Raw genomic sequence first — 26,271 nt, 5'->3', positions numbered from 1 at the left:
GAAGGAGATATGCCGCACGCCTTTCCCCAGCCAACAGCCGTTCATGGGGCAAGTCCCCTCTCCCCACTCGCGGGGAGAGGGTTAGGGTGAGGGGCCATGGCATGCCTGCGACCATCACTGCTTCACGTAGTTCGCGGTGTTGTGCTTGTCCATCACGGCCTGGAAGCGCCGCGCGAAAGCATCGTCGGCGAGCTTCTTGCGGCGCTGGATGTCCTGGGTCGACAGCATGTTCTTCTCGTGCATTTCGAGAAGGTCGCCGATATGGCGCTGGGCGGCCGAGCCGATGCCGGCCATGGTCTCTTCCGCTGCGGTATCGACCTGCGAACCGAGCGTGTTGATCTTGTGCGCCACATCCTGCTGGGCGGCCGTCTTCAACGAATCCTCAAGCGCCTTGTAGAGCACGATGCGCTGCTCGGTATCGATGGTCAGCTTGTTGATCAGCGTGTTCTGCGCGGCGATCTGGTTGTTGAGCGAATCGACGAAGGTCTGGAACATCGAGGTGTAGCGTTCCAGCGTCTGGCTTTCGGCAAGCAGCTCCTGCTCCTTCGCCTGCATCATGTTGTACTCGGTCGCGAGCGCCGAGCGTTCGCCTTCCAGTTCCGTGCGGCTCTTCTGGTCGGTCGAGGCGGCGATGCGGTTTTCGAGGTCCATGAGCAGCGGGTTCAGCTCCTCGATACGCTTCTGGGTCGCCTCAAGGTTCACCATCGTGCCCTTGCGACGCTCGATCACCTGCACGAGGCTGGCTTCGGATGTCTTATAGCGCTGGTCCAGGATCGACTTCTGCTCCTTGAGGATGCCGACGATCGTGTCGGACTTGGAGAGCAGTTCCTGCAGGTTGCCGGCGAGCGACATGTTGCGGACACGGTCGGTGCGCATGCGCTGCATCTTCTGCTTGGAGAAGATGCCGATGAACTTTTCGTAGCCCGTATAGCTCTTCATGCTCTCGAATTCGGTGCCGAAGATGTTCGTCGCATCCTCCAGCCCGATGATGAGATCGGCGATATTGCCCTCCATCACCTTCTGCTGGTTGATGACATCGGAAATGCGGGCGTTCTCGATATCGAAATTGACGTCGCCGAGCTTGGTATCCGCCTTAGCGAACTGGTCGAGCACGGCACTCGACTGCTCCATCTTGCCGCGCATCTGGTTGACGACGCTGCGGGTCTTCTCGATTTCCGCATCGAAGTTCTGAAGTGTGGCCATGCTTGTCCCCTTGAAACTCTCCACGGCAGACGTCTGCGCCGCCCGATTTATTCCATCGCGGCAACACTATACGAATTCAGGCAGATAGGAACCTGCCCGCCGCTTTTACCGAACAACATGTGGGACAGCGCAGACGGCCCGCAAGACCGGTGCCGAAAAATTTCGGCACGCGCCTAGTAGCCTGCCGGTGCCTTCAGATAGGCGATGAGGTTGGCAATGTCCTCGATCTTCTTGAGACCTGCGAAGGTCATGCGGGTGCCCGGCACCATCGCCTTGGGCGACAGCAGATATTCGGCGATCAAGGCCTCGTTCCACACCCTGCCGCCCTCGGCGAAGGCTCGCATCCTTGCAGAATATTCATAGTCTGCAACGGAGGCGACCGGCCGCCCGACGATACCGGCGAGCGTTGGCCCGACGCGGTTGACCGGCTCGACGGAATGGCAGGGCGCACATTTCTTGAAGACCATCTTCCCCGCAACCGCATCGCCCTCCGCAGACGCGGGGGCGGCAAGACAGAGGAAGGCGGTCGTCAGGGCAGAAAGATGCTTCATCGTTTATCCCCTCACCGCCCCTTTCGCCGTCAATCGGCGTTCATGATGTCGTCCCAGTGGCGGCGGCAATAGGAAACGTACTTGTCATTGCCGCCGATTTCCACCTGTGCGCCTTCCCGGGCCACCTTGCCGTCGGCGCCGAGCCGGACGACCATCGTCGCCTTGCGTCCGCAATGGCAGATGGTGCGCACCTCGCGCAACTCGTCGGCGATGGCGAGCAGCGCCTGCGAACCGGGGAAAAGCTTGCCCTGGAAATCGGTGCGCAGACCATAGGCCATGACGGGTATGTGCAGCCGGTCGGCGACGCGGGCAAGCTGCCAGACCTGCTCTTCGGAAAGGAACTGCGCCTCGTCGACGAAGACGCAGGCGATCTCGCCCCCGCCATCGCCGTTCAGGTCCTCGACATGTTTGTAGAGGTCGTCGGCATGGTCGAAGGCGATGGCTTCCGAGGTCAGGCCGATGCGCGAGGAGATCCGCCCCTGGCCGGCGCGGTCGTCGAAGGAGGCGATCAGGATCGCCGTGCGCATGCCGCGTTCGCGGTAGTTGTAGGACGCCTGCAGGAGCAGCGTCGACTTGCCCGCGTTCATCGTCGCGTAACTGAAATAGAGCTTGGCCATGATTTTCTCCGTCCTTGCCTCATGACCCGGCAGGGCACGATTTTCCAGTCGAAAAGGCCGGAAAACCACAGAAAACCGCGCGGCCCGCCTTCTGCGACATCCATGTGCAAAATTGCGAACAGGCGCGAAATTTATTGGACCTTTCAGGGGCTTCCAGCTACGCCAAGGTGCTTGAAAGCATGTCGTTTTGATGATTGGCTAAACCACCAGTTATAAGGGGAGCAATAAAATGAAGTCTGCATCACCATTCAAGACCCTTCTTGCCGCAGCCGTATCCGTCCTCGCGCTTGGCGCCGCCAATGTCTCGGCCGCCGAAGCCGAAAGCTGTGGCAAGGTTCGTTTCTCGGACGTGGGCTGGACGGACGTCACCGCCACGACCGCAACCGCAAGCGTCATCCTGAAGGGTCTCGGCTACGAGACGGAAGTAACGGTCCTTTCCGTTCCCGTCACCTATACCTCGCTCAGCAACAAGGACATCGACGTCTTCCTCGGCAACTGGATGCCGACCCAGGAAGCCGACATCAAGCCGTTCCGCGAGAACGGCACGGTCGAGACCGTGCGCGAGAACCTGGAGGGCGCGAAGTACACGCTCGCGACCAACGCCAAGGGCGCCGAACTCGGCATCAAGGATTTCGCCGACATCGCCAAGCAGAAGGATGCACTGGGCTCGAAGATCTACGGCATCGAGCCGGGCAATGACGGCAACCGCCTGATCATCGACATGGTCTCGGCCAACAAGTTCGAGCTGACCGGCTTCGAAGTCGTCGAATCCTCCGAACAGGGCATGCTGGCGGAAGTCGCCCGCGCCGAGCAGGAAGGCACACCGGTCGTCTTCCTCGGCTGGGAACCGCACCCGATGAACGCCAACTTCAAGCTGACCTACCTCACCGGCGGCGACGACATCTTCGGCCCGAACTTCGGCGGCGCGACGGTCTACACCAACGTGCGCAAGGGCTATGTCGCCGAATGCCCGAATGTTGGCAAATTCCTGCAGAACCTCAGTTTCTCGCTGGAAATGGAAAACCAGATCATGGGCAAGATCCTGAACGACGGACAGGATCCGGAAACGGCCGCCACCGAGTGGCTGAAGGCCAACCCGGCCGCCATCGAGCCGTGGCTTGCCGGCGTGACGACCAAGGACGGCAGCGGCGAGGCTCTGCCGGCCGCAAAAACGGCACTCGGTCTCTAACGGACCAGAATAGGGCGGGAAGGAAACTTTCCCGCCCTTCTTGCCTCCGGATACTGCAATTCCCGTAAAGGCGCGCGAGCGGTTTTGCGTTGCGGATTGCGCAGACGTTCCGGCTGCGCATCGTCAACCTCAAGACGAAGGCTTACTGCCGTGGATTGGCTCACCGTCTCAAAAATTCCGATCGGCCCGATCGCCAAGGATGCCGTCAGCTGGCTGACGACGAATGGCAAGGGATTGTTCGACTTCCTGAAAGTCTTCCTGCAAGCCGGCATCGATGCGGTGCTCTTCCTGTTGCAGGGGCCGTTCTCCAGCGCCGGCGGCAAGTTCGGCTATGCGCTGTTCCTCATCGCACTCGTGACAGGTCTCAGCTGGTGGTTCCGCCGTTCGATCGGCGTCGCCGCCTTCACCTTCCTTGGTCTGCTTCTCATCGTGAACCAGGGCTACTGGAAGGAGACGACGGAGACGCTGGCGCTCGTTCTGGCGGCAACCGGCGTCAGCATGGTGGTCGGCGTGCCGCTCGGCATCGCGGCGGCGCGGCGGCCGTGGTTCTATTCGATCCTCCGGCCGATCCTCGACCTCATGCAGACGATCCCGACCTTCGTCTACCTCATCCCGGCGCTGATCCTCTTCGGCCTCGGCATGGTGCCGGGCCTCATCGCCACTGTGATCTTCGCGATCCCGGCGCCGATCCGCCTCACCCGCCTCGGCATCATCTCGACGCCGCCCTCACTGGTGGAGGCCGCCCAGGCCTTCGGCGCAACGCCGGGCCAGGTGCTGCGCAAGGTGGAGCTGCCTTATGCCACGCCGCAGATCATGGCCGGTCTTACCCAGACCATCATGCTGTCGCTGTCGATGGTGGTCATCGCCGCGCTCGTCGGCGCAAAGGGGCTCGGCGTTCCCGTGGTGCGCGCACTCAACACCGTGAACATCTCCATGGGCTTCGAGGCGGGCCTGTGCATCGTGATCCTTGCGATCATCCTCGACCGTCTCTTCCGCGCCGCCGATGATGGAGACGCCAAATGACCGATTCCGTCGTCTTCAAGAACGTTTCCATCATCTTCGGCGACAGCCCGCAGAAGGCGCTCGCCATGGTCGATGCGGGCAAGACCCGCGACGAGATCGGCGCGGAGACCGGCCTGGTGCTCGGCGTGGCGGATGCCACGCTGTCGATCACCGAGGGCGAGATCCTGGTGCTGATGGGCCTTTCCGGCTCCGGCAAGTCGACGCTGCTGCGTGCCGTCAACGGGCTTGCGCCCGTGGTGCGCGGCGATGTGCAGGTGAAGGCCGGTAATGGTGCGGTGAACCCCTACACCGCAACCCCGAAGGCGCTGCGCGATTTCCGCATGCACACCGTCTCGATGGTGTTCCAGCAGTTCGCGCTCTTGCCCTGGCGCACGGTCGCGGACAATGTCGGCTTCGGCCTCGAGCTTGCCGGCGTACCGGATCGGGAGCGCAAGGCACGCGTCGCCGAGCAGCTTGAACTCGTCAACCTCGCCAAATGGGCGGGCCGCAAGGTCAACGAGCTGTCGGGCGGCATGCAGCAGCGCGTCGGACTGGCCCGCGCCTTCGCCACCGGCGCGCCGATCCTGCTCATGGACGAGCCCTTCTCCGCACTCGACCCGCTGATCCGCACGCGCCTTCAGGACGAATTGCTGGAGTTCCAGCGCCGGCTGAAGAAAACCATCCTCTTCGTCAGCCACGACCTCGACGAGGCCTTCCGCATCGGCAACCGCATTGCCATCATGGAAGGCGGGCGCATCATCCAGTGCGGCACACCGCAGGACATCGTCAAGAACCCGGCGAACCAGTATGTCGCGGACTTCGTGCAGAACATGAACCCGATCAACATGCTGACGGCCGGCGACGTGATGCAGCAGGGCGCCTCCAGCGATGCCGGCGTGACGGCAACCGCCACGCCGCAGACCCCGCTTGTCGATATCCTCGATGCCATGGCCCGCACGCCCGGCAATGTCGGCGTCGTCGACAACGGCACGGTCGTCGGCACGATCAACGCGCAGGACATCGTGAACGGATTGACGCGGCACCGCCGGCGCGGCTGACAGGCCTTCGTGAAAGGACTAGATAGAGCAGCGCCCCCCGCGGGCGCTGCTTTTTTCTTGGAAGGACGGGAGCGAGATCATGACCGAGAAGGACAAGCCGAGCGTTCTGCGCGAGACGGACGACGACGCCCGCCGCCTTGCCCGCACGCTCCTGCGCTCCGCCCGCAGTTGCGCACTCGCCGTGAACGAGCCGGAAAGCGGCGCGCCCTTCGCCAGCCGCACGCTCACAGGCACCGACACCGACGGCACGCCCGTCATCCTCGTCTCGGCCCTTTCCGTCCACACCCAGGCGCTCCGACGCGACCCCCGCGCCTCGCTGCTGGCGGGCGAGCCCGGCAAGGGCGATCCCCTCGCCCATCCCCGTCTGACGGTTCTCTGCATGGCGGAGGAAGTCGCCCGAGACAGCGCCGCCCATGCGGCGCTGCGCGAACGCTTCATCCGTCGCCACCCCAAGGCGAAACTCTATGTCGATTTCCCCGATTTCGCCTTCTTCCGCCTCGTGCCGCTGCGCGCCCATCTCAACGGCGGCTTCGGCAAGGCCTTCGTGCTGACGGCGGACGACCTTCTGATTCGCTCTCCCGCCCGCGGCGCGCTTGCAGATATGGAGACCGGCGCCGTGGAACACATGAACAGCGACCATGCCGAAGCGGCCGGCATCTACGCCCGCCATTTCTGCGGTGAAAAGGACGGCGACTGGGTCATTGTGGGGCTCGACGCCGCCGGGATCGACCTTGCGAGCGGCGACAAACTGAAGCGCCTGGAATTCTCACGGGAACTTGATCACGCGACGGAACTTCGCAGCGAGCTTGCGCGTTTGCTTCACGAAGCAAGGGCAGCGGGCTGAACTGCCTGTATTTGCGTGAAATTCGCTTGGCGCACCGTGTTCCGGCCGGAAAAGCGTCTATCGCTATGCGTGCAGGATACCCCCATTTCTGGCTCTTGCTGAGGGGTATTTTGTTTATATGCTAACAAGCGGATTCAAATAAATTCACATAATTTGAAGCGGAAACGCCCAAAGGAGTTTCAGATGGACAAGATTTCAGACGCAGAACATGCGCAGGCCGAGGTTGCATCCGACTTTCTGTCTGCCATGGCAAACCCGAAACGCCTGCTCATCCTGAAGGTCCTGGTCGAGGGCGAAATCGCCGTGGGTACCCTCGCAAACCAGGTCGGCCTCAGCCAGTCGGCGCTGTCGCAGCATCTGTCGAAGCTGCGCGCACAGAACCTCGTGACGACCCGTCGCGATGCCCAGACGATCTACTATTCGAGCAAGTCGGACGCCGTTCTCACGATTCTCGACGCGCTTGACCGCATCTACAGGGTCAATGGCAACGGCGTGACGGAAAAGAAGCTCCGCATCGCCTGACGGACCCAGACGGACCCCGCTTGCAACGCCCCGGCCGAAAGCCGGGGCGTTTTGCTTGGAATCACCCGCTTGACGCCCGGAAGCGCCTTGATAATTTGACCACCGGGTAAAAAATCCATCCGCACCGCCCGTCGGGACGGCCCCCGCTTTCAAAGGCCGAGCATTTCAAGGATCACGGAGAGACCGCATGTCCAACCGCCTCAACACCCCCAACGATCTGCGTGCCTTCTGGATGCCGTTCACGGCAAACCGGCAATTCAAGAAGGAACCGCGCCTCTTCGTCGGCGCCAAGGACATGTATTACACCACCCATGATGGCCGCCAGGTGCTGGATGGCACGGCCGGCCTGTGGTGCGTCAATGCCGGCCACTGTCGCCCGAAGATCACCGAGGCGATCCGCGAACAGGCCGGCGAACTCGACTATGCGCCCGCCTTCCAGCTCGGCCATCCGAAGGCCTTCGAGCTTGCCAACCGCCTCGTCGACATCGCGCCCGAGGGCATGGACCACGTCCTCTACACCAACTCCGGCTCCGAATCGGTCGAGACCGCGCTGAAGGTGGCGCTCGCCTATCATCGCGCCAAGGGCGACGGTGCGCGCTCCCGCCTGATCGGCCGCGAACGCGGCTATCACGGCGTCAATTTCGGCGGCATCTCCGTCGGCGGCATCGTCTCCAACCGCAAGATGTTCGGCAGCCTGCTGACGGGCGTCGACCACATGCCACACACCCATTTCCCCGACAAGAACGCGTTCTCGCGCGGCGAGCCGGAACATGGCGGCGACATCGCCAGCGAACTGCAGCGCATCATCACCCTGCACGACGCCTCCACCATCGCCGCCGTCATCGTCGAGCCGGTTGCCGGCTCGACCGGCGTGCTCATCCCGCCGAAGGGCTATCTCCAGAAGCTGCGCGAGATCTGCACGCAGCACGGCATCCTGCTGATCTTCGACGAGGTCATCACCGGTTTCGGCCGCCTCGGTGCACCCTTTGCTGCGCAGTATTTCGACGTGAAGCCGGACATCATCACCACCGCCAAGGGCCTCACCAACGGCGTGATCCCGATGGGCGCCGTCTTCGTGACCTCCGAGATCCATGATGCCTTCATGAACGGCCCGGAGCACATGATCGAGTTCTTCCACGGCTATACCTATTCCGGCAACCCGATCGCCTGCGCCGCCGCGCTCGGCACGCTCGACACCTACAAGGAAGAAGGCCTGCTGACCCGTGCCGCCGAACTCGCCTCCTATTGGGAGGACGGCCTGCACTCGCTGAAGGACTGCCCTGATGTCATCGACATCAGGAATGTCGGCCTGATCGGCGCCATCGAGCTCGCCTCCATTCCGGGCGAGCCCACCAAACGGGCCTTCAACGCCTTCCTCAAGGCGTACGAAAAAGGCCTGCTCATCCGCACGACGGGCGACATCATCGCACTCTCCCCGCCCCTCATCATCGAGAAGCGGGAGATCGACGAGCTGTTCGGCAAGCTGCGCGAGGTGTTGCAGAACAACATCTGATCCGGGAAACCGATGGGCAGGATGGGATGGCGGCTACCGCCGCCATTTCCGTTTTGATCACAGCCGTCGCAGCCGGCCGGAATAGTGCACGACTTCGCCGATGCCCGGCAGCGCGATCGGCACGTCGAAGCAGAAATCCTCCCCGTCGGCCCATTCGCGTGCCACGCTGCGCGGCGCCAGAGCCAGCGGCACCGGAAGGCCGAAGACGGACCAGCCGCGCATCACCATGGTGAGGCCGGCGGCATCCACCGGCAGGTCGAACGAAAACCGCATCGGCCCGAACCGCTCGACGAGCCGCGTCCCCTTCTCGCTGAGTTCGCTTGAAAAGGCGCGGCCGGCAAAATCCCGGGTCCAGCGCTCGACGCCGTCCCGCTCCTCGAAGGAGACATGCAGTTCGTGCTCGCCCTCAGGCGGAAAGCGCATGACGTTGCAGACAAGCCGCGCCAACAAGGAACGACCCCGGCGCACGCGCGCCCGGCCGGCGGCACCGGCATCGCCGATCACGTCATGCATCTCCCGCACCGGCTGTGGCATTGCATCATAGGCCGGGCCGATGACACGGCGGTAGAGCGGCACATAAGACCGGCTGTCGATCGCCCGGTGGACCGCAAGCCTTTCGAAATGCGGAGCGAAGTCTTCAAGACGCACCGTGCCGGCCGCCGGCCGTGCACCAGGCGCAAGGCACCCTGCCGCAATGGCATTGGCCAGAACATGGGCCGCGATGGTCGGGATTTCGGGGCCGTCGCCGTTTTCCGCAATCAGCGTGCAGCGGCGCTTCGTCGGCACATCACCCACGATCCCTTTCACCTCCACCGCCATCGCCGAGCGGTCTGTGCCGAAGCGGGCGCTCAGCTTCTGCAGCGGCAGCAGCCAGCGGGAGAAGGGCGAAAGCGAGCGCAGCCATCCCCATTTTACCGGCCAGCTCAGGAGCCAGAGCGTCAGGAGCTGAAAGGAGAATTCAGGGCCCGCACGAAAAATGCCCGCCGGCCGGCCAGGGAGCGATGCCGGGACGATATCGTGGTCCGGCACGTCCGCAAGCGCCACCCGCCGCCGGATGGATGGGCGGCCGGGAACCACGTAGTCCTGCCGGTGCAGCCGGTGCCAGCCCGTCTCCTGCCGCCAGCGTCCGCCGCGCCAGAGACGCACCGGCTTTCCGACATAGCTGAGGATTGCCGCCGCCACGGACGCACCGGCCGTCGCCCGGTTCGAAGCGCTGATCGACATTTCGACCGAACACACACGGCGCATATCTGTCGCAAGCTCTGCGATGAGCGCTCCCGAAAGCGCCGGCACGCTGGAACCGCCGGAGATCACCACGACGCCCGCCGCCCGCGCCGCGGCATCCAGCCGGCCGATGCCGCAGACGAAATCCCGCGCATCGGCAAGATCGACATAGTGCACGCCCCGCGCGATGCATGCCTCCGCAACGTGGTCGCCGCTGCCCTGAAAGGGGCCTGCCGCATCGATCAGCAAAAGCGGATAGTGGTCTTCGAGGAGGGAACCGAGATCGCCATTGCGATCGGCCACCAGCCCCACGGCATTTGGCAAATCCGCGGCGAGACGCGCGGCAGACCCGCCGTCACGGCCGGCGATCAGCACTTCCCAACCGTCCGCCGCCAGCCGCCGCGAGAGCCGGGCGCCGAAACCGCCATAACCGCCGAGAACGATGACGCGCCTCACAACACCCGGTCCGCATCCTCCGGCGCGGGTATCCAGCAGGCATCCCGCCGCCCGAACAGCCGGTAACGGTTGCGCGCCAGCCAGCGGTAGACCGGGTCCCGCAGGGCGCGCGGGATGAACCGCAGCAAGGACAGGGCCTTCCAGGGCCAGCCGAGCCCGGCATAGATCGCCAGCACCGCATCGCTGTCCTTCAGCAACCGGTCGCCGTCCACGATGATCATCGATTCGGGATTGGCGGGATCGATGCCGAAGCGACGATAGAGCGCCGCACCGACAGCATTCTGCATGGAGGCAAGGCGGAACCGCCGGGCACGATCGTGCCGCAGCACGAACTGCGCATTGGCCGAGCAGAGAATGCACTCCGCATCGAAGACGATGATCGGGCCTGCCGCGTCGTTCCGGGTCATACCCTCAACATAGGATGGCGGCGACGCGCCATCAATCCGCAACCGCTGCAGAAAGCTGCTTTTCATAGCGCCAGACCTCCAGGTCAAAAGGTCCTTCGGTCGTGCCCAGCCGATGGACGACGGTCGCGGCAAGGTGCCAGCCGCATTTCTCGTAAAACCGCGCGGCACGGTGGTTGCCGATCGCGCAAGCGAGCCAGGCGGTCGTCATACCATGGGCGGCAAGGCGCCGTTCGGCATCCGCCACAAGCGCCGCAGCAACCCCGCTGCCGCGCCCCGCCGGCGCCACGAAGAGCTGGTCGAGTTCGTCATGCCGGATGGTGCAGAAGCCGAGCACGGTGCCGGGCTCCCCGATGACGCGCGTATCCGCAAGCATGGCTGGCAGGCGGTCGGCAAAGCTCTGCTGCGTGCGCAGGCGGGCCAGCGCGGCCGGAAGCACCGCCGCATGTGCGTCCTGCCACCCCTCGAACCAGAGCTGCGCCAGCGCCCTGATTTCGGAAGATCCCGGTACCCTCGTGGTCCATGCCGGCTGCACCAGTTTCCTCCTCGCTGGCGCAGGCGCACCCAAACCACATTGCGATCGTCCAGGGCCCGACGCCGGTCACAGAGCCAGCGCACCCATTTCCCGGCATGCTTTAGCCATGGCCGGATAGGCCTTGCAAGTCCGGCCGCTTTTGGGGCTATTGTGCGCGCCGGAAACCGAGAGGACGAGCCGATGCCGACCATGACCCGCATAGAGAACGACCATCTGTCGGTCGATGTGTCTTCGCTCGGCGCAGAAATGCAATCGATTACGACCCGAGACGGGGCGGAATGGCTATGGAACGGCGACGCCGCCTTCTGGACGGGCCGCTCGCCCGTGCTCTTCCCGATCGTCGGCAAGGCACCCGACGACACGATCCTCATTGACGGCAAGCCCCATGCGATGGCGCAGCACGGTTTTGCAAGGCGCCGGGAGTTCTCGCTGACCACGGCAAGCGACACGCTCTGCCGCTACAGCCTGGAGGCTTCTGACGAAACCCACGCCGTGTATCCGTTCGATTTCCTGCTCACCGTCGAGCACAGCCTCGACGGCCCGACCCTTACCGTGGCCGCAGAGGTCGAGAACCGCGGCGCGTCCGCCATGCCCTTCGGCTTCGGCTTTCATCCCGCCTTCATCTGGCCCCTGCCCGGCGCAGCGGGAAAGCCGCATGTCGTCACGCTCGACAATGGCGGAGAGCCGCAGCGCCAGCCACTGGAAAAAGGCCTGCTGTCGCAAGGCCGCACCGCCTCGCCCTTCTCAGCGGGCCGGCTCGTGCTCTCCCCTGATCTCTTCATCGACGACGCCCTGGTTTTCCCCGAAGGCGCGGGCAGCGGCCTGACCTTCCAGGCCGAAGGCGGCCCCGCACTGGCCTTCCGCTTCGAGAACCTGCCGAACCTCGCGCTGTGGACCAAGCCCGGCGCACCGTTCCTCTGCGTCGAGCCCTGGCATGGCACGGCGGCGGAATATGGCGGATCGCGCGAACTGAAAGACAGGCCCTCTACGACAATGCTTGCAGCGGGCGCGCAGGCGCGCTTCGCCTTCACCGTCACCTTCCCGGTCTGAGCCGACACACGCACAATTCGAAGCAACGGCCCTTTTTTCTTGCCGCTACCCCGCTAGAGTCTTCCCGCAATGGAATCGGGAGACTTCGCCATGACCGACTTGGAACGCTTCATCGATCAGGGGACAGGCCGGGAGCCCGCCGATATCGTGCTGAAGGGCGGGCGGTTCTTCGATCTCGTGACGGGCGACCTCGTCGCCTCCGATATCGCCATTTCGGGCGACCGCATCGTCGGCACCTGCGGCGGCTATGAAGGCCGCGAGGAAATCGACATTTCAGGCCGCATCGTCGTGCCCGGTTTCATCGACACGCATCTGCACATCGAATCCTCGCTCGTCACCCCGCACGAATTCGACCGTTGCGTGTTGCCCTATGGCGTGACGACCGTGATCTGCGACCCGCACGAGATCGCCAACGTGCTCGGCACGGAAGGCATCGAGTTCTTCCTCGACAGCGCGCTGGAAACAATCATGGACATCCGCGTGCAGCTATCGAGCTGCGTGCCGGCGACGCATCTGGAGACATCGGGCGCCGACCTTCCGATCGAACGCCTGCTGCCCTTCCGCGACCATCCGAAGGTCATCGGCCTTGCAGAATTCATGAATTTCCCTGGCGTCATCCACAAGGATCCCGTCTGCCTCGCCAAGCTGGAGGCCTTCCAGGGCGGTCATATCGACGGACATGCGCCGCTGCTCTCCGGTAAGGATCTCAACGGCTATCTTGCCGCCGGCATCCGTACGGAACACGAGTGCACGACCGCCGAGGAGGCGCTGGAGAAAATCCGCAAGGGCATGCATATCCTCGTGCGCGAGGGCTCGGTCTCCAAGGACCTTCTGGCGCTGCTGCCCGTCATCACCGAGCGTCTCTCACCTTTCATCGCACTGTGCACGGACGACCGCAATCCGCTCGACATCGCCGAACAGGGCCATCTCGACTACATGATCCGCACCGCCATCGGCCATGGGCGCGCGCCGCTCGCCGTCTACCGCGCTGCCTCGATCTCGGCAGCCAAAGCCTTCGGGCTGCGTGACCGCGGCCTCGTCGCGCCCGGCTGGCGCGCCGACCTCGTCGTCATCGACACGCTTGAGAACTGCAAGGCCGAGATGGTCCTTTCCGCCGGTCGCAGGGTGGACGATACGCTCTTTGCGACACGCCGGCCCGTCGCGCCGGTCGGGCTCGACAGCGTCAAGGCCCGCCCGGTCAACGCCGCCCATTTCGCCGTACCCGTCACCGACGGCGAGACGCCCGTGATCGGCGTCCTGCCGGGCAAGATCATCACCAAACATCGCCGCTACCGGTTGCCCGCCAGGGGCAACCAGACGACCGTCGATCTGGCGCAGGACATCATCAAGGTCGCCGTCATCGAGCGCCACGGCAAGAACGGCAACCACGCCAATGGCTTCGTACAGGGCTTCGGGCTGAAGAAGGGCGCCATCGCGTCGACGGTCGGCCACGACAGCCACAATATCTGCGTCGTCGGCGTCGACGAGGACGACATGGCGCTCGCCGCCAACCGTCTCGGCGAGATCAAGGGCGGCTTCGTGGTCGTGGAGGACGGCAAGGTAACGGGCGAGATCGCACTGCCCGTCGCCGGCCTGATGAGCCTGGAACCCTACGAAACCGTCCGCGACACGCTGCACCACCTGCGCCAGGCCGCCTTCGCGCTGGGCGCCACACTGGAGGAGCCCTTCCTCCAGCTCGCCTTCCTGCCGCTGCCCGTGATCCCGCATCTCAAGATTTCGGACCGTGGAATGGTGGATGTGGACCGGTTCATGCTGATGGATTGAAATGCAGCTCTCGACTTTCCGGGAGCCACTCCTTCGCCCAAAAGCGGCCGTTGCGACAAGACCAGCCGGATAACGGATCGCGCTGAAGACGACTGCACGGAACTCGGTAAATTCTGCGGCAAAACCGATCCGGGAGGCCAGAATGCCGACCGTATTTACTTACAAGGACCTCAAGTTCTTCTTCTATTCGAACGAAGCGATCCGAGGGACCCCTTGCACATACATGTCAGGGGCGGCGGCGCCATTGCGAAAGTATGGTTGGAGCCGTCGATCGGCGTCGCGGAAAGCCATGGCTTCAACAGCGAGGAGCTTTCTTCCATCCTGCGCCTTGTCATCGACAACAGACAGCTTATCGAGACGACGTGGCGTGAATATTTCAGCAACTGAGATTCACCTCAACGATGATACGATGTTGGTATCGCTGGATGATGGCCGGACGCTTGGTACTCCCCTTGCCTGGTTGCCTCGCCTTCTCGCTGCAAACAAAGCCGCACGTCTAAGCTACGAACTCAGCACGGGCGGCATTCACTGGGATAGCCTGGACGAAGACATCTCGATTGCCGGGCTCCTTGCCGGCCGCGGCGACCGGACACTGAAACGCCCGGCCGCCCAATCTTCACAGCCGCACGCATGCCATATCGAGCCCGTCCAGCTCGATCGCCCCGTCCTTCAGCTTTGCACCGAAGCCCGGCACCGAAAGCGGTGCGCCAAGCTTCAGCGACTTGGCCGGCACGAATTCGGCCTTTTCATGCGTCAGGTTGAAGACGAAGAGCAGTTTCTCGCCGCCCTTCTCGCGGGTGAAGGCAAGGATGTCGTGGTTGGAGTGCAGGAAGGCCATGTCGCCGTCGTGCAGAACCTCGTGCTCCCTGCGGAAGGCGAGTGTGGCGCGGTAGTGGTTGAGCACCGAACCGGCGGTCTTCTCCTGCAGGTCGACGGCAAGCCGCGCATGGTCCTCCGGCACCGGCAGCCAGGGTTTTCCGGCGCTGAAGCCGGCATGGGCCTCGCCATGTTGCCAGGGCATCGGCGTACGGCATCCGTCGCGGCCCTTGAAGGCTGGCCAGAAGCGGATGCCATAGGGATCACGCAGGTCCTCGAAGGCGAGGTCGGCTTCGGTGAGGCCGAGTTCCTCGCCCTGGTAGAGGCAGATCGAACCACGCAAGGTCGACAGCAGGGTAATGGCGAGCTTGGCGACGCGTTCGCGCTCTTCCGGCGCCCGGATGAAGCGGCTGACATGGCGGTTGACGTCGTGATTGGAAAAAGCCCAGCAGACCCAGCCATCTGTTACCGCGCGCTGAAAGCCCTGGACGCATTTGCGAACGTGATCGGCGGTGAAATCGGGCCCGAGAAGATCGAACGTGTAGCACATGTGCAGCTTGTCGCCACCGCTCGTGTAATCGGCGACGGTCTTCAGCGAGCGCGCACCATCGCCCACCTCGCCCACCGTCGCACGACCTTCGTATTCATCGAGCAGCGCGCGAAAACGCTTCAGGAAATCGACGTTCTCCGGCTGCGTCTTGTCGTAGCGATGGGTCTGCATTCCGTAGGGATTGACATCGGGCGCATCGAGGCCGGTCGCCTCCGGGTCGGGCTCGTGCGGCGGGTTGTCGCGCAACTTCCTGTCGTGGAAGTAGAAATTCACCGTGTCGAGGCGGAAGCCGTCCACGCCGCGATCCAGCCAGAAGCGCACGGTCTTCAAAAGCGCGTCCTGCACATCCGGATTGTGGAAGTTGAGATCGGGCTGCGAGGTCAGGAAGTTGTGCATGTAGTATTGCTTGCGCACGCCGTCCCATTCCCAGCCCGGCCCGCCGAAGATCGACAGCCAGTTGTTGGGCGCCGTGCCGTCCGGCTTGGGATCGGCCCAGACATACCAGTCCGCCTTTGGATTGCCCCGGCTGGAGCGGCTTTCGACGAACCAGGGATGCTGGTCCGACGTGTGCGAGATCACCTGGTCGATGATGACCTTGAGGCCGAGGCGATGGGCCTCCGCCAGCATCGCGTCGAAATCGGCGAGCGTGCCGAACATCGGATCGACGTCGCAATAGTCGGAGACGTCATAGCCCATGTCCGCCATCGGCGACTTGAAGAAGGGCGAGAGCCAGATCGCATCAACGCCGAGCGAGGCGATGTGCCCGAGCCGTTTCGTGATGCCCCGGAGATCTCCCATACCGTCGCCGGTCGTATCCTGGAAGGAACGGGGATAGACCTGATAGATCACCGCGCCGCGCCACCAATCGTCGACCGTCCTACGGGGCTTCGCCATGCCTTTTCGCTCCGGTTACCAGTTGCCTTCGGCAAGATGTAACGCGGCCCCCGCGGGCCGTAAACGGCAGCCTCCCGATTTTTCGAAGGTTGACGCAAGCCGGGTCGATCGGGATGATGCCGGCAAATTCCAGAGAGAAGGTTGACCCCATGACCGATGCCGTCACCCTTTCCCCGCAGGACGCACGCGACCTTGCCCGAACGGCGCTGATACGCGTCGGCATGGTGGAGACCGCAGCCACGGCCCTTGCCGACGCCACCGTGGATGCCGAAATGGCGGGCAAGAGCGCGATCGGCTTTGCACATCTGACGGATTACCTGCGCGGCCTTGTCGATGGACGGATTACCGGACGGGCGGAACCGCTCCTCACCTCCCCGGTTCCCGCCATCGTGAAATGCGACGCGATGGGCGGCGTGGCCCAGCATGGCTTTTCGATCGCCCACGAGGAACTGGTAACGAAGGCGAAGGCGTTCGGCGTCGCCGTCTTCACCGTCCAGAACAGTTACACCACCGGTGAACTCGGCTGGTACGCCGCGCAGCTTGCCCGGGAAGGTCTTGTCGCGATCGCGGCAACCAACGGGCCGGCGTTGCTGGCCGGCGCAGGCAGCCGCCTGCCCGTCTACTGCACCAATCCGCTGGCCTTCGCCGCCCCACTCGCCGACGGGCGCTTCCTCCTGGTCGACCAGGCTTCCAGCGCCACCGCCTATGTGAAGATCCGTGAGGCGGCCGCCCGGGGCGAAACCATTCCCGCGGGGTGGGCGCTCGACCAGGAGGGGGAGCCGACCACCGATCCCTTCGCCGCAATGAAGGGAGCCCTGCTCGCCTTCGGCGGAACGCGCGGCGCCAATGTCGCCCTCATGGTGGAGGTGCTCGCCGCCGGCCTCACCGGCGCAAACTGGTCGCTGGATGCCCCGGACTTCCAGGCAGGCGAGGCTTCCCCCGGCGTCGGCCTCTTCATCCTCGCGCTCGCCCCGCAGCTTCTCGCCGACGGTTTTTCCACCCGCTTCACCGACCAGGTGGAACGGCTTTCCAGCATCTATGGCGTGCACATCCCCGGCCTCGACCGCGTGGAGCGGCAACGGCAGGCGGAAAGCGGCGGTATCGTCTTGCCCCGCCAACTCTTTGACAGTATTTCCTCTTTCCGGCGCAACTAGAGCGTTTTGTAGTGACCGTATTTTCCAGGACAGAAGCAACGCCGCTTCATTCGGAAATGCGCGGGTCGGGAGGACTTTCGGATATGGCGGCACGCCTGCTGACGATCGGCGAATGCATGGTGGAACTGATGCAGGCCGAAGGTGGCCTCATGCGCAAGAGCTTTGCCGGCGACACGTTCAACACCGCCTACTATGCCCGCCAGTACCTGCCGGCCGACTGGAGCGTCGATTATTTCTCGGCCATCGGCACCGACATGATCTCCGACGAAATGCTGGCCTTCATGGATGGACACCACATCGGCACGCAGCATATGGCGCGCATCGAGGGCCGCTCGCCCGGCCTTTACATGATCCACCTGAAGGATGGCGAACGCAGCTTCTCCTACTGGCGCTCCGTCTCGGCAGCAAAGCTTCTGGCGCGCGACGGCGACCGGTTGCGCACCGCCATCGACGCCTCGGACATCGTCGTGTTTTCCGGCATCACGCTGGCGATCCTGCCGGAGGAAGATGTCGAAACGCTGCTCGCCGAACTCAGGCGTGCCAAGGCCGCAGGAAAACGCGTCGCCTTCGACCCGAACATCCGCCCGCGTCTTTGGGACGATGCCGAGCGCATGCGCGCGACGATCACCGCGGGCGCGCGCGCCGCTACGCTGGTCATGCCGAGCCTCGACGACGAGACGACGCATTTCGGCGACGCCGGCCTCGAGGAAACCATCGCGCGCTACCGGGCGCTCGGCGTCACCGAGCTGGTCGTGAAGGACGGTGCGGAAGGCGCAACCCTTATCTTCGGCGAAAAGCGCAGCCATGCCCCCTCCGCCCGGGTGGAAAAGATCGTCGATACGACCAGTGCCGGCGACAGCTTCAACGGCGCCTTCCTCGCCCGCCTTGCGACGGGTGCATCGCCGGAAGAGGCCGCCCGCTTCGCCGCGGATGTCGCAGCCGCCGTCATCCAGCATCACGGTGCCCTGGTGGCAAGGGACAAGCTGCCAAACGGCTGATTGATCGGATCGGTGCCAAAATCGATCGGTCGGGCGCCGACACGGGCACAAATCCGCCCTAGTCTTTTCCTGTCTCTCATCAAGGACAGGATCGATCCATGACGAAACCACGCTTCGTCGCGGCGCTTGCCGCCACGCTTTCCCTTTGCTCACCGGCAGCACAAGCGGCCGATTTTACCGTTACCAGCAAGGCCTTCGCCTCCGGAACCGTCCAGCCGCCCCAATTCGCCGACATCATGGGCTGTACCGGCGAAAATCTCTCGCCGGACATCCAGTGGTCGAACGCACCGGAGGGCACCCGCAGCTTTGTCGTGACGATCTACGACAAGGATGCACCGACCGGCTCGGGCTGGTGGCACTGGGTCGTTGTGGACCTGCCTGCCGACGCCACGTCGCTTGCCACCGGTGCGGGAAGCGGAAAGGCCGCACTGCCCGCGGGCGCGCGCATGACACCAACGGACATGGGCACATCGGGCTTTCTTGGCGCCTGCCCGCCGCAAGGACCGGAACACGACTATACGATCACGGTGAAGGCGCTTGGCATCGACAAGCTGCCCGTACCGGACAATGCCACGCCCGCCATGGTCGGTTTCGTCAGCACCATGAACGCACTCGCCACCGCCACCCTCTCGGCGAAGGGCAGACGCTGACGGCAGGCGTCTTGTCCGGGCCCGCCGAGGCGCGATAGGCTCGGACACGAGACTGGATGGACCAGATGAAGATCGCCATACGCCCCGATATCGGCGCCTCGGCCCGCATCGTGCAGTACAACCGGCTGCGATACGCCAATATCCTGATCAATCGCCCACTCCTCATCCTCGTCGAGCACGGGACAAAAATCCTGCGCAGCGGCGAGGAGGAATGGGTGGTGCCGGCGGGCGGCTGCATTGCACTTGCGCAGGGCGAGACCTTCGACGTGGTGAATGCCGCCGATGGCGAGCGCGCCTACGAGGCCCGCTGGATCGCCTTCGAGCCCGACACCGTCGCGGCCTTTGCCGGAAAGCCCGGCAAAGGCCAACCCTTCCCGCGCGCCTTCCCTGTCCTGAGCCCGCACACGGGCTTTCGCGGCGCCTTTGCCGATTGCGCACGGGCAATCGGGGACCCCGACAGCACCCCCGCCGAGATCGTCCGCCACCGTATCGATGAACTCCTGCTCTGGCTCGATCTTTCAGGGGCGCGATTTGCGATGCCAAGGCCGGCTCTCTTCAGCGAGCGCGTGCGCGACCTCATCTCCAGCGATCCGCAGGGCGACTGGACGAGTGCCCGCATCTGCACGTCCACCGGCGTCAGCGAGGCAACGCTGCGGCGCAGGCTTGCAGCAGAAAAATGGTCGTTCCAGACGCTCCTGATCGACGTGCGCATGTCGATCACCATGCAGCTCCTGCAATCGACGGAACTCTCGGTCCTGCGCATCGCGGACGCAGTCGGCTATGAATCGCAATCCCGCTTTGCGGCGCGGTTTCGCGCGCGCTTCGGCTTCGCACCGAGCGCAATCCGCGGGCACATCAGGCCAGGTCCGGACGTCAGCGCTTCTTCTTCGCCTTTGACGCGAACGGATTGTCCGTCGCCCTGAAATGGATGCGGATCGGCACGCCCGGCAGATTGAAGTCGTTGCGCAGGCCGTTCGTCAGGTAGCGGATATAGGATTCCGGCAGCGCATCAGGGCGCGTGCAGGAGATCATGAAGCCCGGCGGACGAGCCTTCACCTGCGTCATATATTTCAGCTTCAGGCGGCGGCCGGAAACGGCCGGCGGCGGATGTTGCGTCTGCTGCGCATCCAGCCAGCGGTTGAGCTTGGCGGTGGAGATGCGGCGATTCCAGGTGCGGTCCGTGTCGATGACCGCCTGCATCAGCTTGTCGAGACCGCGGCCGGTCTGGCCGGACACCGGCACGGCGCGGATGCCGCGTGCCTGCGGCAAGAGGCGGTCGGTCTTCTCACGCAGCTCCGCAAGCACGGCCTGCGGGTCGTCGATCAGGTCCCACTTGTTGAAGGCGAGCACGGCGGCGCGGCCCTCGCGCAGCACAAGGTCGACGATCTGGAGATCCTGCTTCTCGAAGGGAATGGTCGCATCGAAGACGATGACGACGGTCTCGGCAAAGCGGATGGCGCGCAGGCCATCGGCGACGGAAAGCTTCTCCAGCTTTTCCTGCACCTTCGCCTTGCGCCGCATGCCGGCCGTGTCGAACATCTTGATCGTCCGGCCCTTCCAGTCCCATTCGACGGAAATCGAATCGCGCGTGATGCCGGCCTCCGGGCCGGTCAGCAGCCGGTCCTCGCCGAGGAAGCGGTTGATCAGCGTGGACTTGCCGGCATTCGGGCGGCCGACGATGGCGACGCGCAGCGGCTTCGTCTCGTCATATTCCGGTTCGAAATCCTCGTCCTGCTCTGCGCCTTCGGCGGCAGCTTCCGCACGCACGTCAACATCGGTGACGGCCTCGTCGTCTTCGGGATAGGCGCGCTCCTCGCCGATCGCCGCGACGATGGCGTCGCGCAGGTCGAGCATGCCCTGACCGTGCTCGGCAGAGATCGCCGTCGGTTCGCCGAGGCCGAGCGTGTAGGAATCGTAGAAGCCGCCGTCGGAGCCACGCGCTTCCGACTTGTTGGCGACGAGCACGACGGGCTTGCCCTTGCGGCGCAGCATGTCGGCGAGCGCCGTATCGACGGGGGTCAGGCCCGTCTTGGCATCGACGACGAAGAGCGACAGGTCGGCCTCGTCGATCGCCGCCTCCGTCTGGGCACGCATGCGGCCCTGAAGCGTCTCGGGCGCAGCCTCTTCGAGGCCGGCGGTGTCGATAATGCGGAATTTCAGGTCGATGAGGCGCGCATCGCCCGGGCGGCGGTCCCGCGTGACGCCGGGCGTGTCGTCGACAAGCGCGAGCTTCTTGCCCACGAGCCTGTTGAACAGGGTGGACTTGCCGACATTGGGGCGTCCGACAATGGCGACGGTGAAGCTCATGGATGTGTTCCGTTTCGGTGGCCGGCTAAATCAATTCCGGTAAAAGGGCGAAGCGGTCTTTCATCCGGAACTGCATAAAAACGATACGAGATCAGGAGGACAGCTTGCCGCTTGCGGCGATCAGGTCAAGCAGCATCTGCGCCCGGTTGGCGACATTGCGCGGGCTTTCGCTGTCGGCGATGATTGCGTCGAACCATTCCTTGGCCCGCGCATAGTCCTCGTGCTTGAAGGCGGACAGGCCGAGAACCTCGCGTGCGGAGTGGCGCAGCGCGCTCTGGGGCGTCGCAAGCTGCTCGGCTTCGGCGGAAACCTGATCATAGGTGCCGCTATCGACGAGAAGGTAGGCGGCACGAAGACGCGCGGCATCGCGCAGCGCCTGCGGTACGGAGCTGTCCTTGGCGATTGCGGTGAAGGCATTGACGGCACCCTGTGCGTCCGTCGTCGCCAGCAGCGAGGCAGAGCGCATGCGTGCCAGCACCGGATAGGAGCCGAAGCCGTCCTTTTCCAGCGCGGTCAGCGCGGCGAGCGCCTCTTCGTTCTTGCCGTCGCGGGCGAGCGTCAGGGCAGCCAGGAAGCTGTCGCCGGCGGCAGAAGCCTCGCTGTCGCGCCAGTAATCGTAGCTCACCTTGCCGATCGTGCCGAGGACGACGAGGACGGCGGCGCCGATGAGGATGCGACCGAAACGCTTCCACACCAGACGCATCTGGTCGGAGCGCAGTTCCTCGTTCACCTCACGGATAAAGCTGTCGTCCTGATTTGCCATGTTCTGCCCGGCTCGAATTCACGCTTAAAGTTAGCGCCTTCTACCCCATTTTGATGGCGTTGTAAGGGGGCAGGCGCGAAAAGCCGGGGATCAGGCGATGATCACGGCAGGGGCGGAACGCCGATCACCCATTCGTGAAGCTTGAAGACGATCGCGACATAGAGCGCGAGGCCGACGACGATGGAGATCAGGTCATATTTCGCCGAGACGAAAACCGGCAGCTTCGTCTCCCCGGCGGCGATGCGCTTCTTCAGCGTGATGCGCAGGATGACTGCCCAGGCGAGGATCGTCACGAAGAGCAGTACCGAATGGCTCTCGCCGTTCGCCAGAAGATGCGCCAGCGCCCAGGTCTTGATGGCGATGAGCAGCGGGAACTTCAGCTTCGTGCGGATATGCCCCGCCGGCAGCAAGCCGGCGACGAGACAGATCGAGGCGATCAGCATCAGCGTCAGCGCGATATGCGACAGGAAGGTCGGCGGGAAATAAAGCATCTCGCCGCCGTTCTCGCGCGCGTCGACGAAGCCATAAGCAATAAGCACGAGGCTGAGCAGCGAGACGATGCCATGCAGGGCCATCCAGCCCGGCTTGCCGAGGGCGGCGATGCCGGCATTGCGCAGGCCCGGCGCAAAGGGCCGCAGAAGATGGGTGGCGATGAAAAGAACAAGACCGGCGATGAGCAACGTCATGAAAATGCCCCTTGAAGAAAGCGCGGCCCGCGGCCGTTTCTTCTGGAATAGCTTCCGCAAGGCGACAATTCCAGCCCGATCAAAGGATTGCCGCATTCGCAAACCATGAAAACCCCTTTGCAAATTGTCGCGGGTAGCCATGTCGTCCTCAGTCTCGTCCCGAATTGTCCTCCTTCCCCTCGCCGCAGCGCTTGCCGCCGGCCCGGCCCTTGCCAAGGACGACGCAGTCGAGACCGCAAAGCCCAAGCAGCTCGTCATCGTCTCCTTCGACGGGGCACACGACAATCTCCTGTGGGAGAAGAGCCGCGCCATGGCGAAACGCACCGGCGCGCATTTCACCTATTTCCTCTCCTGCACCTTCCTGTTCCCGAAGGACGAGCGCGCGACCTACCAGGCGCCGCATGAAAAGCGCGGGCGTTCCAATGTCGGCTTCTCCCAGGACCGGGAGGAGACGATCCTGCGCCTCGGCGAGATCTGGCTGGCAAAGCTCGAGGGCCACGATATCGGCAGCCACGCCTGCGGCCATTTCGACGGCGGCAAATGGAGCACGGAGGACTGGAAGAGCGAATTCACCTTCTTCCACGAGACGCTGAAGAACGCCTGGCAGAATGCCGGTATCGGCGAACGGGAGCCGGCGGACTGGCAGCGTTTCGTCACGGAGGACATCAAGGGCTTTCGCGCGCCCTATCTTTCGGCCGGCAGCGGACTGGTCAAGGCGCTGGAGGCACATGGCTTCACCTACGATGCCAGCCTCGTCTCGAAGGGGCCTGCCATGCCGGTCGCTAGCGGCACGGTCGCTCGTTTCGCCCTGCCCCTCGTGCCGGAAGGCGCGGCACGGCGCCCGGTCATCGCCATGGACTACAATCTCTATGTCCGCCACTCCAAGGGCAAGGAAGCGCCGGAAAAGAGCGCCGCCTTCGAGGAAAGCACGCTTCAGGCCTACCGCGACGCCTTCACGAAGCAATATGACGGCGGGCGCATCCCCCTCCAGCTCGGCTTCCATTTCGTGGAGATGAATGCCGGCGCCTACTGGCGCGCGCTCGACCGTTTCCTGACGGAGACCTGCGGCAAACAGGACGTCGCTTGCGTCAGCTATGTTGAGGCGATGGACATTCTCGCAAACGAGAAGAAGGCGGCCGGAGCCGCCCTCTGATCGTCGACCTTACTTCGCCAGCTCCTCATTGCCGCCGACGTCAATGAACTGCCGGTCAATGCTCGGCAACTCCTGCCCCTCAATCGCCGCTTCGAAGGCGCGGAGGCGCTTGTGGATCGACTGCAACTCGATGATCGTCGACCACGAATTCACAAGATACTGGAACGAGCTGGAGACCTGGCCGAAGGCCGTCAGGATCTGTTGCAGGATACCATAGGTGATCTTGCCGCCAACGATGGTGGGCACAAGGATGAAATAGACGAAGAGATTATCCGCCTGAATGTAGAACATGCGGGCGACGTTGAAATAGAGATAGTGGAAATAGAGCCGGAAATAGTTCGTCCGGACATTGTCGAACAGCTCCCGCACGGTGGGCGGCTGGGCCCGCGCTTCGTCGTCCTCGCCGTAGACCAGCTCCTTACGATAGGCTGCCTCGACACGCTGGTTACGGAATTCGAGGCCCGGCAGCTTGATGCCGACAAAGGCAAGCAGGAAGGTGCCGAAGGCCGACCAGAGGATCGCGGCCCAGAACAGGGCATGCGGGATTTCGCCGATGAACGGCATCGGCCCGATATGGACGGAGAGCGCAAAGAGCACCGGCAGGAACGCGACCAGCGTCATGACGGCGTCGATCAGGCTGACACCGAGGCCTTCCGTGATTGACGCGAAGCGCATCGTGTCTTCCTGCACACGCTGCGAGGCGCCTTCAATGTGGCGTACGCGCGTCCAGAGCGACATGTAGTAATTGTTCATCGCCGTGCGCCAGCGGAAGACGTAATGGCTGACGAAGAAGCGCGTGATGACGTAAACGAAAACGCTGATGAAGGCGATCTGGCAGAAGATCAGCATCAGGTCGAAGAAATTCGCGACTGTGACGGTGCTGTTCGGCTGGAAAGCGCCCATCAGCGTATCGCCGAAGGGGCGACGCCAGTTATTGATGGCGAGCGAGACCTGCACGCTGAAATAGGTCGAGAAGATGATGAAGGCCGAACCCCAGATCGACCAGTTGGTCCAGGGATGATCCTTCGCCCGGATCTGCCAGAACAGGCCGAAGAGGCCGGTGCAGATCATGAAATAGAGATAGAACCAGATATTGTCCGTCGTCACGAAGTAGCCGAGGCCCACCGGGGGCTCCGTACCGGCCGGCAGAGGCGGAAGGCCGATCAAGGCACCGAAATCGGCACCGACCGTGTACCAGACCGCAATCGAAAGCAGCGTCCAGATGACAAGGGAGGAAAAGAACAGCTTCGGCTGCGGGAAGAAGGAATGGAACAAGGTGCGAAACTCTCGTTTGCATGGGGCGGTAGTGCCGCCGGTTCGCGCAGAACCTAGAGGAGTTTACGCATCGCAACAATCGCCAAGCGCCCGGATTACCGAGATTTAATGGAAGGCGCTCCACCGGGAACGGTGATGCCGAAGACGGTATTCCGCCGACGCGGCCGGCTTGCCGGCAAGGAAAATGTCCCTTGCTGCCAACCAGTTCCTGCACGCACCCGGTCGGCAGTGTGCTGGTGGGATGCACGCGGCCAAGGCCGCCTGTTGCAGCGACAAGGCCGGCAAAAGCCGGCCTTTGATCCTCCGGATCAACCCGGCAGCGTCACCACGAGCGGCCCGTTGCGGGTGGCAACGACGGTGTGTTCGAACTGCACCGTCGGTGCGCTCGGCTCGCTGTAGAGCGTCCATTCGTCGTTGCTGCCGCCCTCCGCCCAGTTGGCGCCCAGCGAGAGGAACGGCTCGACGGTGAAGACGAGACCTTCCGTCATGCGGCGCTTTTCCTGCGGGTCCGGCCAGGTGGCGATTTCCGTCGGCTCCTCGTGCAGCGAGCGGCCGACACCGTGGCTGGCGAGATTGGCGATCAGCGTGTAGCGGTTCTTGCGGGCGAATTCGCCGATGGCATTGCCGACCTCGGCGAGCGGCCGGCCGGCCTTCACCGACTTCAGCCCGACCCAGAGCGCCCGCTTGCCGTCACGGCAGAGGCGCTCGACGGCCGGCGTCGACCGCCCCACGGTAAAGGACGCGCCGGTATCGGCGAAATAGCCGTCGAGCGCGGCGGAAACGTCGATATTGACGAGATCGCCGTCGCGGATCACCCGGTCGCCCGGAATACCGTGCGCCACCTCTTCATTGACGCTGATGCAGGTCGCGCCCGGAAAGGCATAGCAGCTTTCCGGCGCCGAACGCGCGCCCGCCGCCTCCAGCATGCGCCGGCCGATCAGATCGAGTTCGGCCGTCGTCATGCCCGGCTGAATGGCCGTCGACATGTGCTGCAGCACATTGGCGCAGATCCGGCCGATGGCCTTCAGGCCGTTGAGGTCTTCGTCGTTTTCCAGGGTCATCGCATCTCTCT

General features: G+C 63.8%; 26 protein-coding genes and 1 pseudogene. 15 read left to right on the top strand and 12 right to left on the bottom strand.

The genetic code is table 11. From position 1 onward, the window contains the following. Positions 1–114: 114 nt before the first annotated feature. The 3 genes from EXZ48_RS17385 to EXZ48_RS17375 form a co-directional block, all read right to left on the bottom strand. The gene (locus EXZ48_RS17385; protein ID WP_130517293.1) at positions 115–1,203 is read right to left on the bottom strand and encodes a hypothetical protein; all 1,089 of its coding nucleotides are present in this window, start codon (positions 1,201–1,203) and stop codon (positions 115–117) included. A 173-nt stretch (positions 1,204–1,376) separates the two neighbouring features. Beyond that, entirely contained in the window at positions 1,377–1,754 is a 378-nt protein-coding gene (locus EXZ48_RS17380) for a cytochrome c family protein (protein ID WP_130517291.1), read from the bottom strand. Positions 1,755–1,783: 29 nt separating this feature from the next. After that, positions 1,784–2,371 (bottom strand): thymidine kinase, encoded by a 588-nt coding sequence (locus tag EXZ48_RS17375; RefSeq protein ID WP_023515621.1) that lies wholly within the window; start codon positions 2,369–2,371, stop codon positions 1,784–1,786. 229 nt (positions 2,372–2,600) lie between these two features. Between EXZ48_RS17375 and EXZ48_RS17370 the strand changes: the two genes are divergently transcribed. The 6 genes from EXZ48_RS17370 (at position 2,601) to EXZ48_RS17345 (ending at position 8,499) form a co-directional block, all read left to right on the top strand. After that, positions 2,601–3,560: a choline ABC transporter substrate-binding protein gene (locus tag EXZ48_RS17370; protein ID WP_130517289.1), complete on the top strand. Its 960-nt coding sequence runs from the start codon at positions 2,601–2,603 to the stop codon at positions 3,558–3,560. A gap of 150 nt (positions 3,561–3,710) precedes the next feature. Further along, positions 3,711–4,583 (top strand): choline ABC transporter permease subunit, encoded by an 873-nt coding sequence (gene choW / locus EXZ48_RS17365; protein WP_023515623.1) that lies wholly within the window; start codon positions 3,711–3,713, stop codon positions 4,581–4,583. Next, positions 4,580–5,620 (top strand): choline ABC transporter ATP-binding protein, encoded by a 1,041-nt coding sequence (gene choV, locus EXZ48_RS17360; protein ID WP_023515624.1) that lies wholly within the window; start codon positions 4,580–4,582, stop codon positions 5,618–5,620. Before choW ends, choV begins: the two co-directional genes overlap by 4 nt. 79 nt (positions 5,621–5,699) lie before the next feature. Beyond that, positions 5,700–6,464, top strand: coding sequence for a HugZ family protein (locus EXZ48_RS17355; protein WP_023515625.1), 765 nt, complete (start codon positions 5,700–5,702; stop codon positions 6,462–6,464). A gap of 183 nt (positions 6,465–6,647) precedes the next feature. Further along, positions 6,648–6,986 (top strand): helix-turn-helix transcriptional regulator, encoded by a 339-nt coding sequence (locus tag EXZ48_RS17350; protein ID WP_024270165.1) that lies wholly within the window; start codon positions 6,648–6,650, stop codon positions 6,984–6,986. Between the two features lie 187 nt (positions 6,987–7,173). Beyond that, positions 7,174–8,499 carry an aspartate aminotransferase family protein gene (locus tag EXZ48_RS17345; RefSeq protein WP_130517287.1) on the top strand — a complete coding sequence of 442 codons (1,326 nt, stop codon included), beginning with the start codon at positions 7,174–7,176 and terminating at the stop codon, positions 8,497–8,499. Between the two features lie 57 nt (positions 8,500–8,556). On the opposite strand, the gene EXZ48_RS17340 is transcribed toward EXZ48_RS17345, so the two are convergent. The 3 genes from EXZ48_RS17340 to EXZ48_RS17330 are packed head-to-tail and all read right to left on the bottom strand — an operon-like array spanning position 8,557 to position 11,118. Next, entirely contained in the window at positions 8,557–10,179 is a 1,623-nt protein-coding gene (locus tag EXZ48_RS17340; RefSeq protein ID WP_130517285.1) for an SDR family oxidoreductase, read from the bottom strand. Then, positions 10,176–10,586: a thiol-disulfide oxidoreductase DCC family protein gene (locus tag EXZ48_RS17335; RefSeq protein WP_130517283.1), complete on the bottom strand. Its 411-nt coding sequence runs from the start codon at positions 10,584–10,586 to the stop codon at positions 10,176–10,178. Before EXZ48_RS17335 ends, EXZ48_RS17340 begins: the two co-directional genes overlap by 4 nt. 31 nt (positions 10,587–10,617) lie before the next feature. Then, positions 10,618–11,118, bottom strand: a complete 501-nt coding sequence (locus tag EXZ48_RS17330; protein WP_130517281.1) for an N-acetyltransferase — start codon at positions 11,116–11,118, stop codon at positions 10,618–10,620. A 180-nt stretch (positions 11,119–11,298) separates the two neighbouring features. On the opposite strand from EXZ48_RS17330, the gene EXZ48_RS17325 reads away from it, so the two are divergent. The 4 genes and pseudogenes from EXZ48_RS17325 to EXZ48_RS35935 all read left to right on the top strand — a co-directional run. Beyond that, the gene (locus tag EXZ48_RS17325) at positions 11,299–12,168 is read left to right on the top strand and encodes an aldose 1-epimerase family protein (RefSeq protein WP_130517279.1); all 870 of its coding nucleotides are present in this window, start codon (positions 11,299–11,301) and stop codon (positions 12,166–12,168) included. 90 nt (positions 12,169–12,258) lie between these two features. Next, the gene (ade, locus tag EXZ48_RS17320; protein WP_130517277.1) at positions 12,259–13,953 is read left to right on the top strand and encodes an adenine deaminase; all 1,695 of its coding nucleotides are present in this window, start codon (positions 12,259–12,261) and stop codon (positions 13,951–13,953) included. Between the two features lie 213 nt (positions 13,954–14,166). Next, positions 14,167–14,340, top strand: coding sequence for a DUF4160 domain-containing protein (locus EXZ48_RS17315; RefSeq protein WP_245462159.1), 174 nt, complete (start codon positions 14,167–14,169; stop codon positions 14,338–14,340). A 22-nt stretch (positions 14,341–14,362) separates the two neighbouring features. Then, positions 14,363–14,473, top strand: a pseudogene (locus tag EXZ48_RS35935) (DUF2442 domain-containing protein); the annotation flags it as partial. A gap of 96 nt (positions 14,474–14,569) precedes the next feature. Here the strand turns inward: EXZ48_RS35935 and EXZ48_RS17305 are convergent. Beyond that, on the bottom strand, positions 14,570–16,213 hold the full coding sequence (locus EXZ48_RS17305; protein ID WP_130517275.1) for an alpha-glucosidase family protein: 1,644 nt from the start codon (positions 16,211–16,213) through the stop codon (positions 14,570–14,572). A 149-nt stretch (positions 16,214–16,362) separates the two neighbouring features. Between EXZ48_RS17305 and EXZ48_RS17300 the strand changes: the two genes are divergently transcribed. The 4 genes from EXZ48_RS17300 to EXZ48_RS17285 all read left to right on the top strand — a co-directional run bounded on the left by EXZ48_RS17300 (position 16,363) and on the right by EXZ48_RS17285 (position 19,938). After that, positions 16,363–17,367, top strand: a complete 1,005-nt coding sequence (locus EXZ48_RS17300; RefSeq protein WP_130517273.1) for an Ldh family oxidoreductase — start codon at positions 16,363–16,365, stop codon at positions 17,365–17,367. Between the two features lie 83 nt (positions 17,368–17,450). Further along, positions 17,451–18,365, top strand: coding sequence for a sugar kinase (locus EXZ48_RS17295; protein WP_130517271.1), 915 nt, complete (start codon positions 17,451–17,453; stop codon positions 18,363–18,365). 98 nt (positions 18,366–18,463) lie between these two features. Then, entirely contained in the window at positions 18,464–19,015 is a 552-nt protein-coding gene (locus EXZ48_RS17290; protein WP_130517269.1) for a YbhB/YbcL family Raf kinase inhibitor-like protein, read from the top strand. Between the two features lie 56 nt (positions 19,016–19,071). Then, entirely contained in the window at positions 19,072–19,938 is an 867-nt protein-coding gene (locus EXZ48_RS17285) for a helix-turn-helix domain-containing protein (protein WP_130517267.1), read from the top strand. Here EXZ48_RS17285 and der read toward each other — a convergent pair. The 3 genes from der to EXZ48_RS17270 all read right to left on the bottom strand — a co-directional run bounded on the left by der (position 19,889) and on the right by EXZ48_RS17270 (position 22,771). Continuing rightward, the gene (gene der / locus EXZ48_RS17280; protein WP_023515065.1) at positions 19,889–21,322 is read right to left on the bottom strand and encodes a ribosome biogenesis GTPase Der; all 1,434 of its coding nucleotides are present in this window, start codon (positions 21,320–21,322) and stop codon (positions 19,889–19,891) included. The genes EXZ48_RS17285 and der overlap by 50 nt on opposite strands. Before the next feature lie 91 nt (positions 21,323–21,413). Then, complete coding sequence (locus tag EXZ48_RS17275; RefSeq protein ID WP_023515064.1) at positions 21,414–22,085, bottom strand: tetratricopeptide repeat protein; 672 nt, start codon at positions 22,083–22,085, stop codon at positions 21,414–21,416. Between the two features lie 101 nt (positions 22,086–22,186). Continuing rightward, entirely contained in the window at positions 22,187–22,771 is a 585-nt protein-coding gene (locus EXZ48_RS17270; RefSeq protein WP_130517265.1) for an NnrU family protein, read from the bottom strand. Between the two features lie 139 nt (positions 22,772–22,910). Here EXZ48_RS17270 and EXZ48_RS17265 point away from each other — a divergent pair, with 139 nt between their 5' ends. After that, on the top strand, positions 22,911–23,924 hold the full coding sequence (locus EXZ48_RS17265; RefSeq protein WP_371687664.1) for a polysaccharide deacetylase: 1,014 nt from the start codon (positions 22,911–22,913) through the stop codon (positions 23,922–23,924). Positions 23,925–23,933: 9 nt separating this feature from the next. On the opposite strand, the gene sbmA is transcribed toward EXZ48_RS17265, so the two are convergent. After that, complete coding sequence (gene sbmA / locus EXZ48_RS17260) at positions 23,934–25,199, bottom strand: peptide antibiotic transporter SbmA (RefSeq protein WP_130517263.1); 1,266 nt, start codon at positions 25,197–25,199, stop codon at positions 23,934–23,936. Between the two features lie 308 nt (positions 25,200–25,507). Continuing rightward, entirely contained in the window at positions 25,508–26,260 is a 753-nt protein-coding gene (gene map, locus EXZ48_RS17255; protein ID WP_130517262.1) for a type I methionyl aminopeptidase, read from the bottom strand. Positions 26,261–26,271: the final 11 nt, after the last annotated feature.

The organism is Shinella sp. JR1-6 (assembly GCF_004284735.1).
Classification (GTDB): domain Bacteria; phylum Pseudomonadota; class Alphaproteobacteria; order Rhizobiales; family Rhizobiaceae; genus Shinella.
The sequence above is the reverse complement of the archived record's forward strand: the minus strand, read 5'-3'. Positions and strand labels throughout refer to the sequence as shown.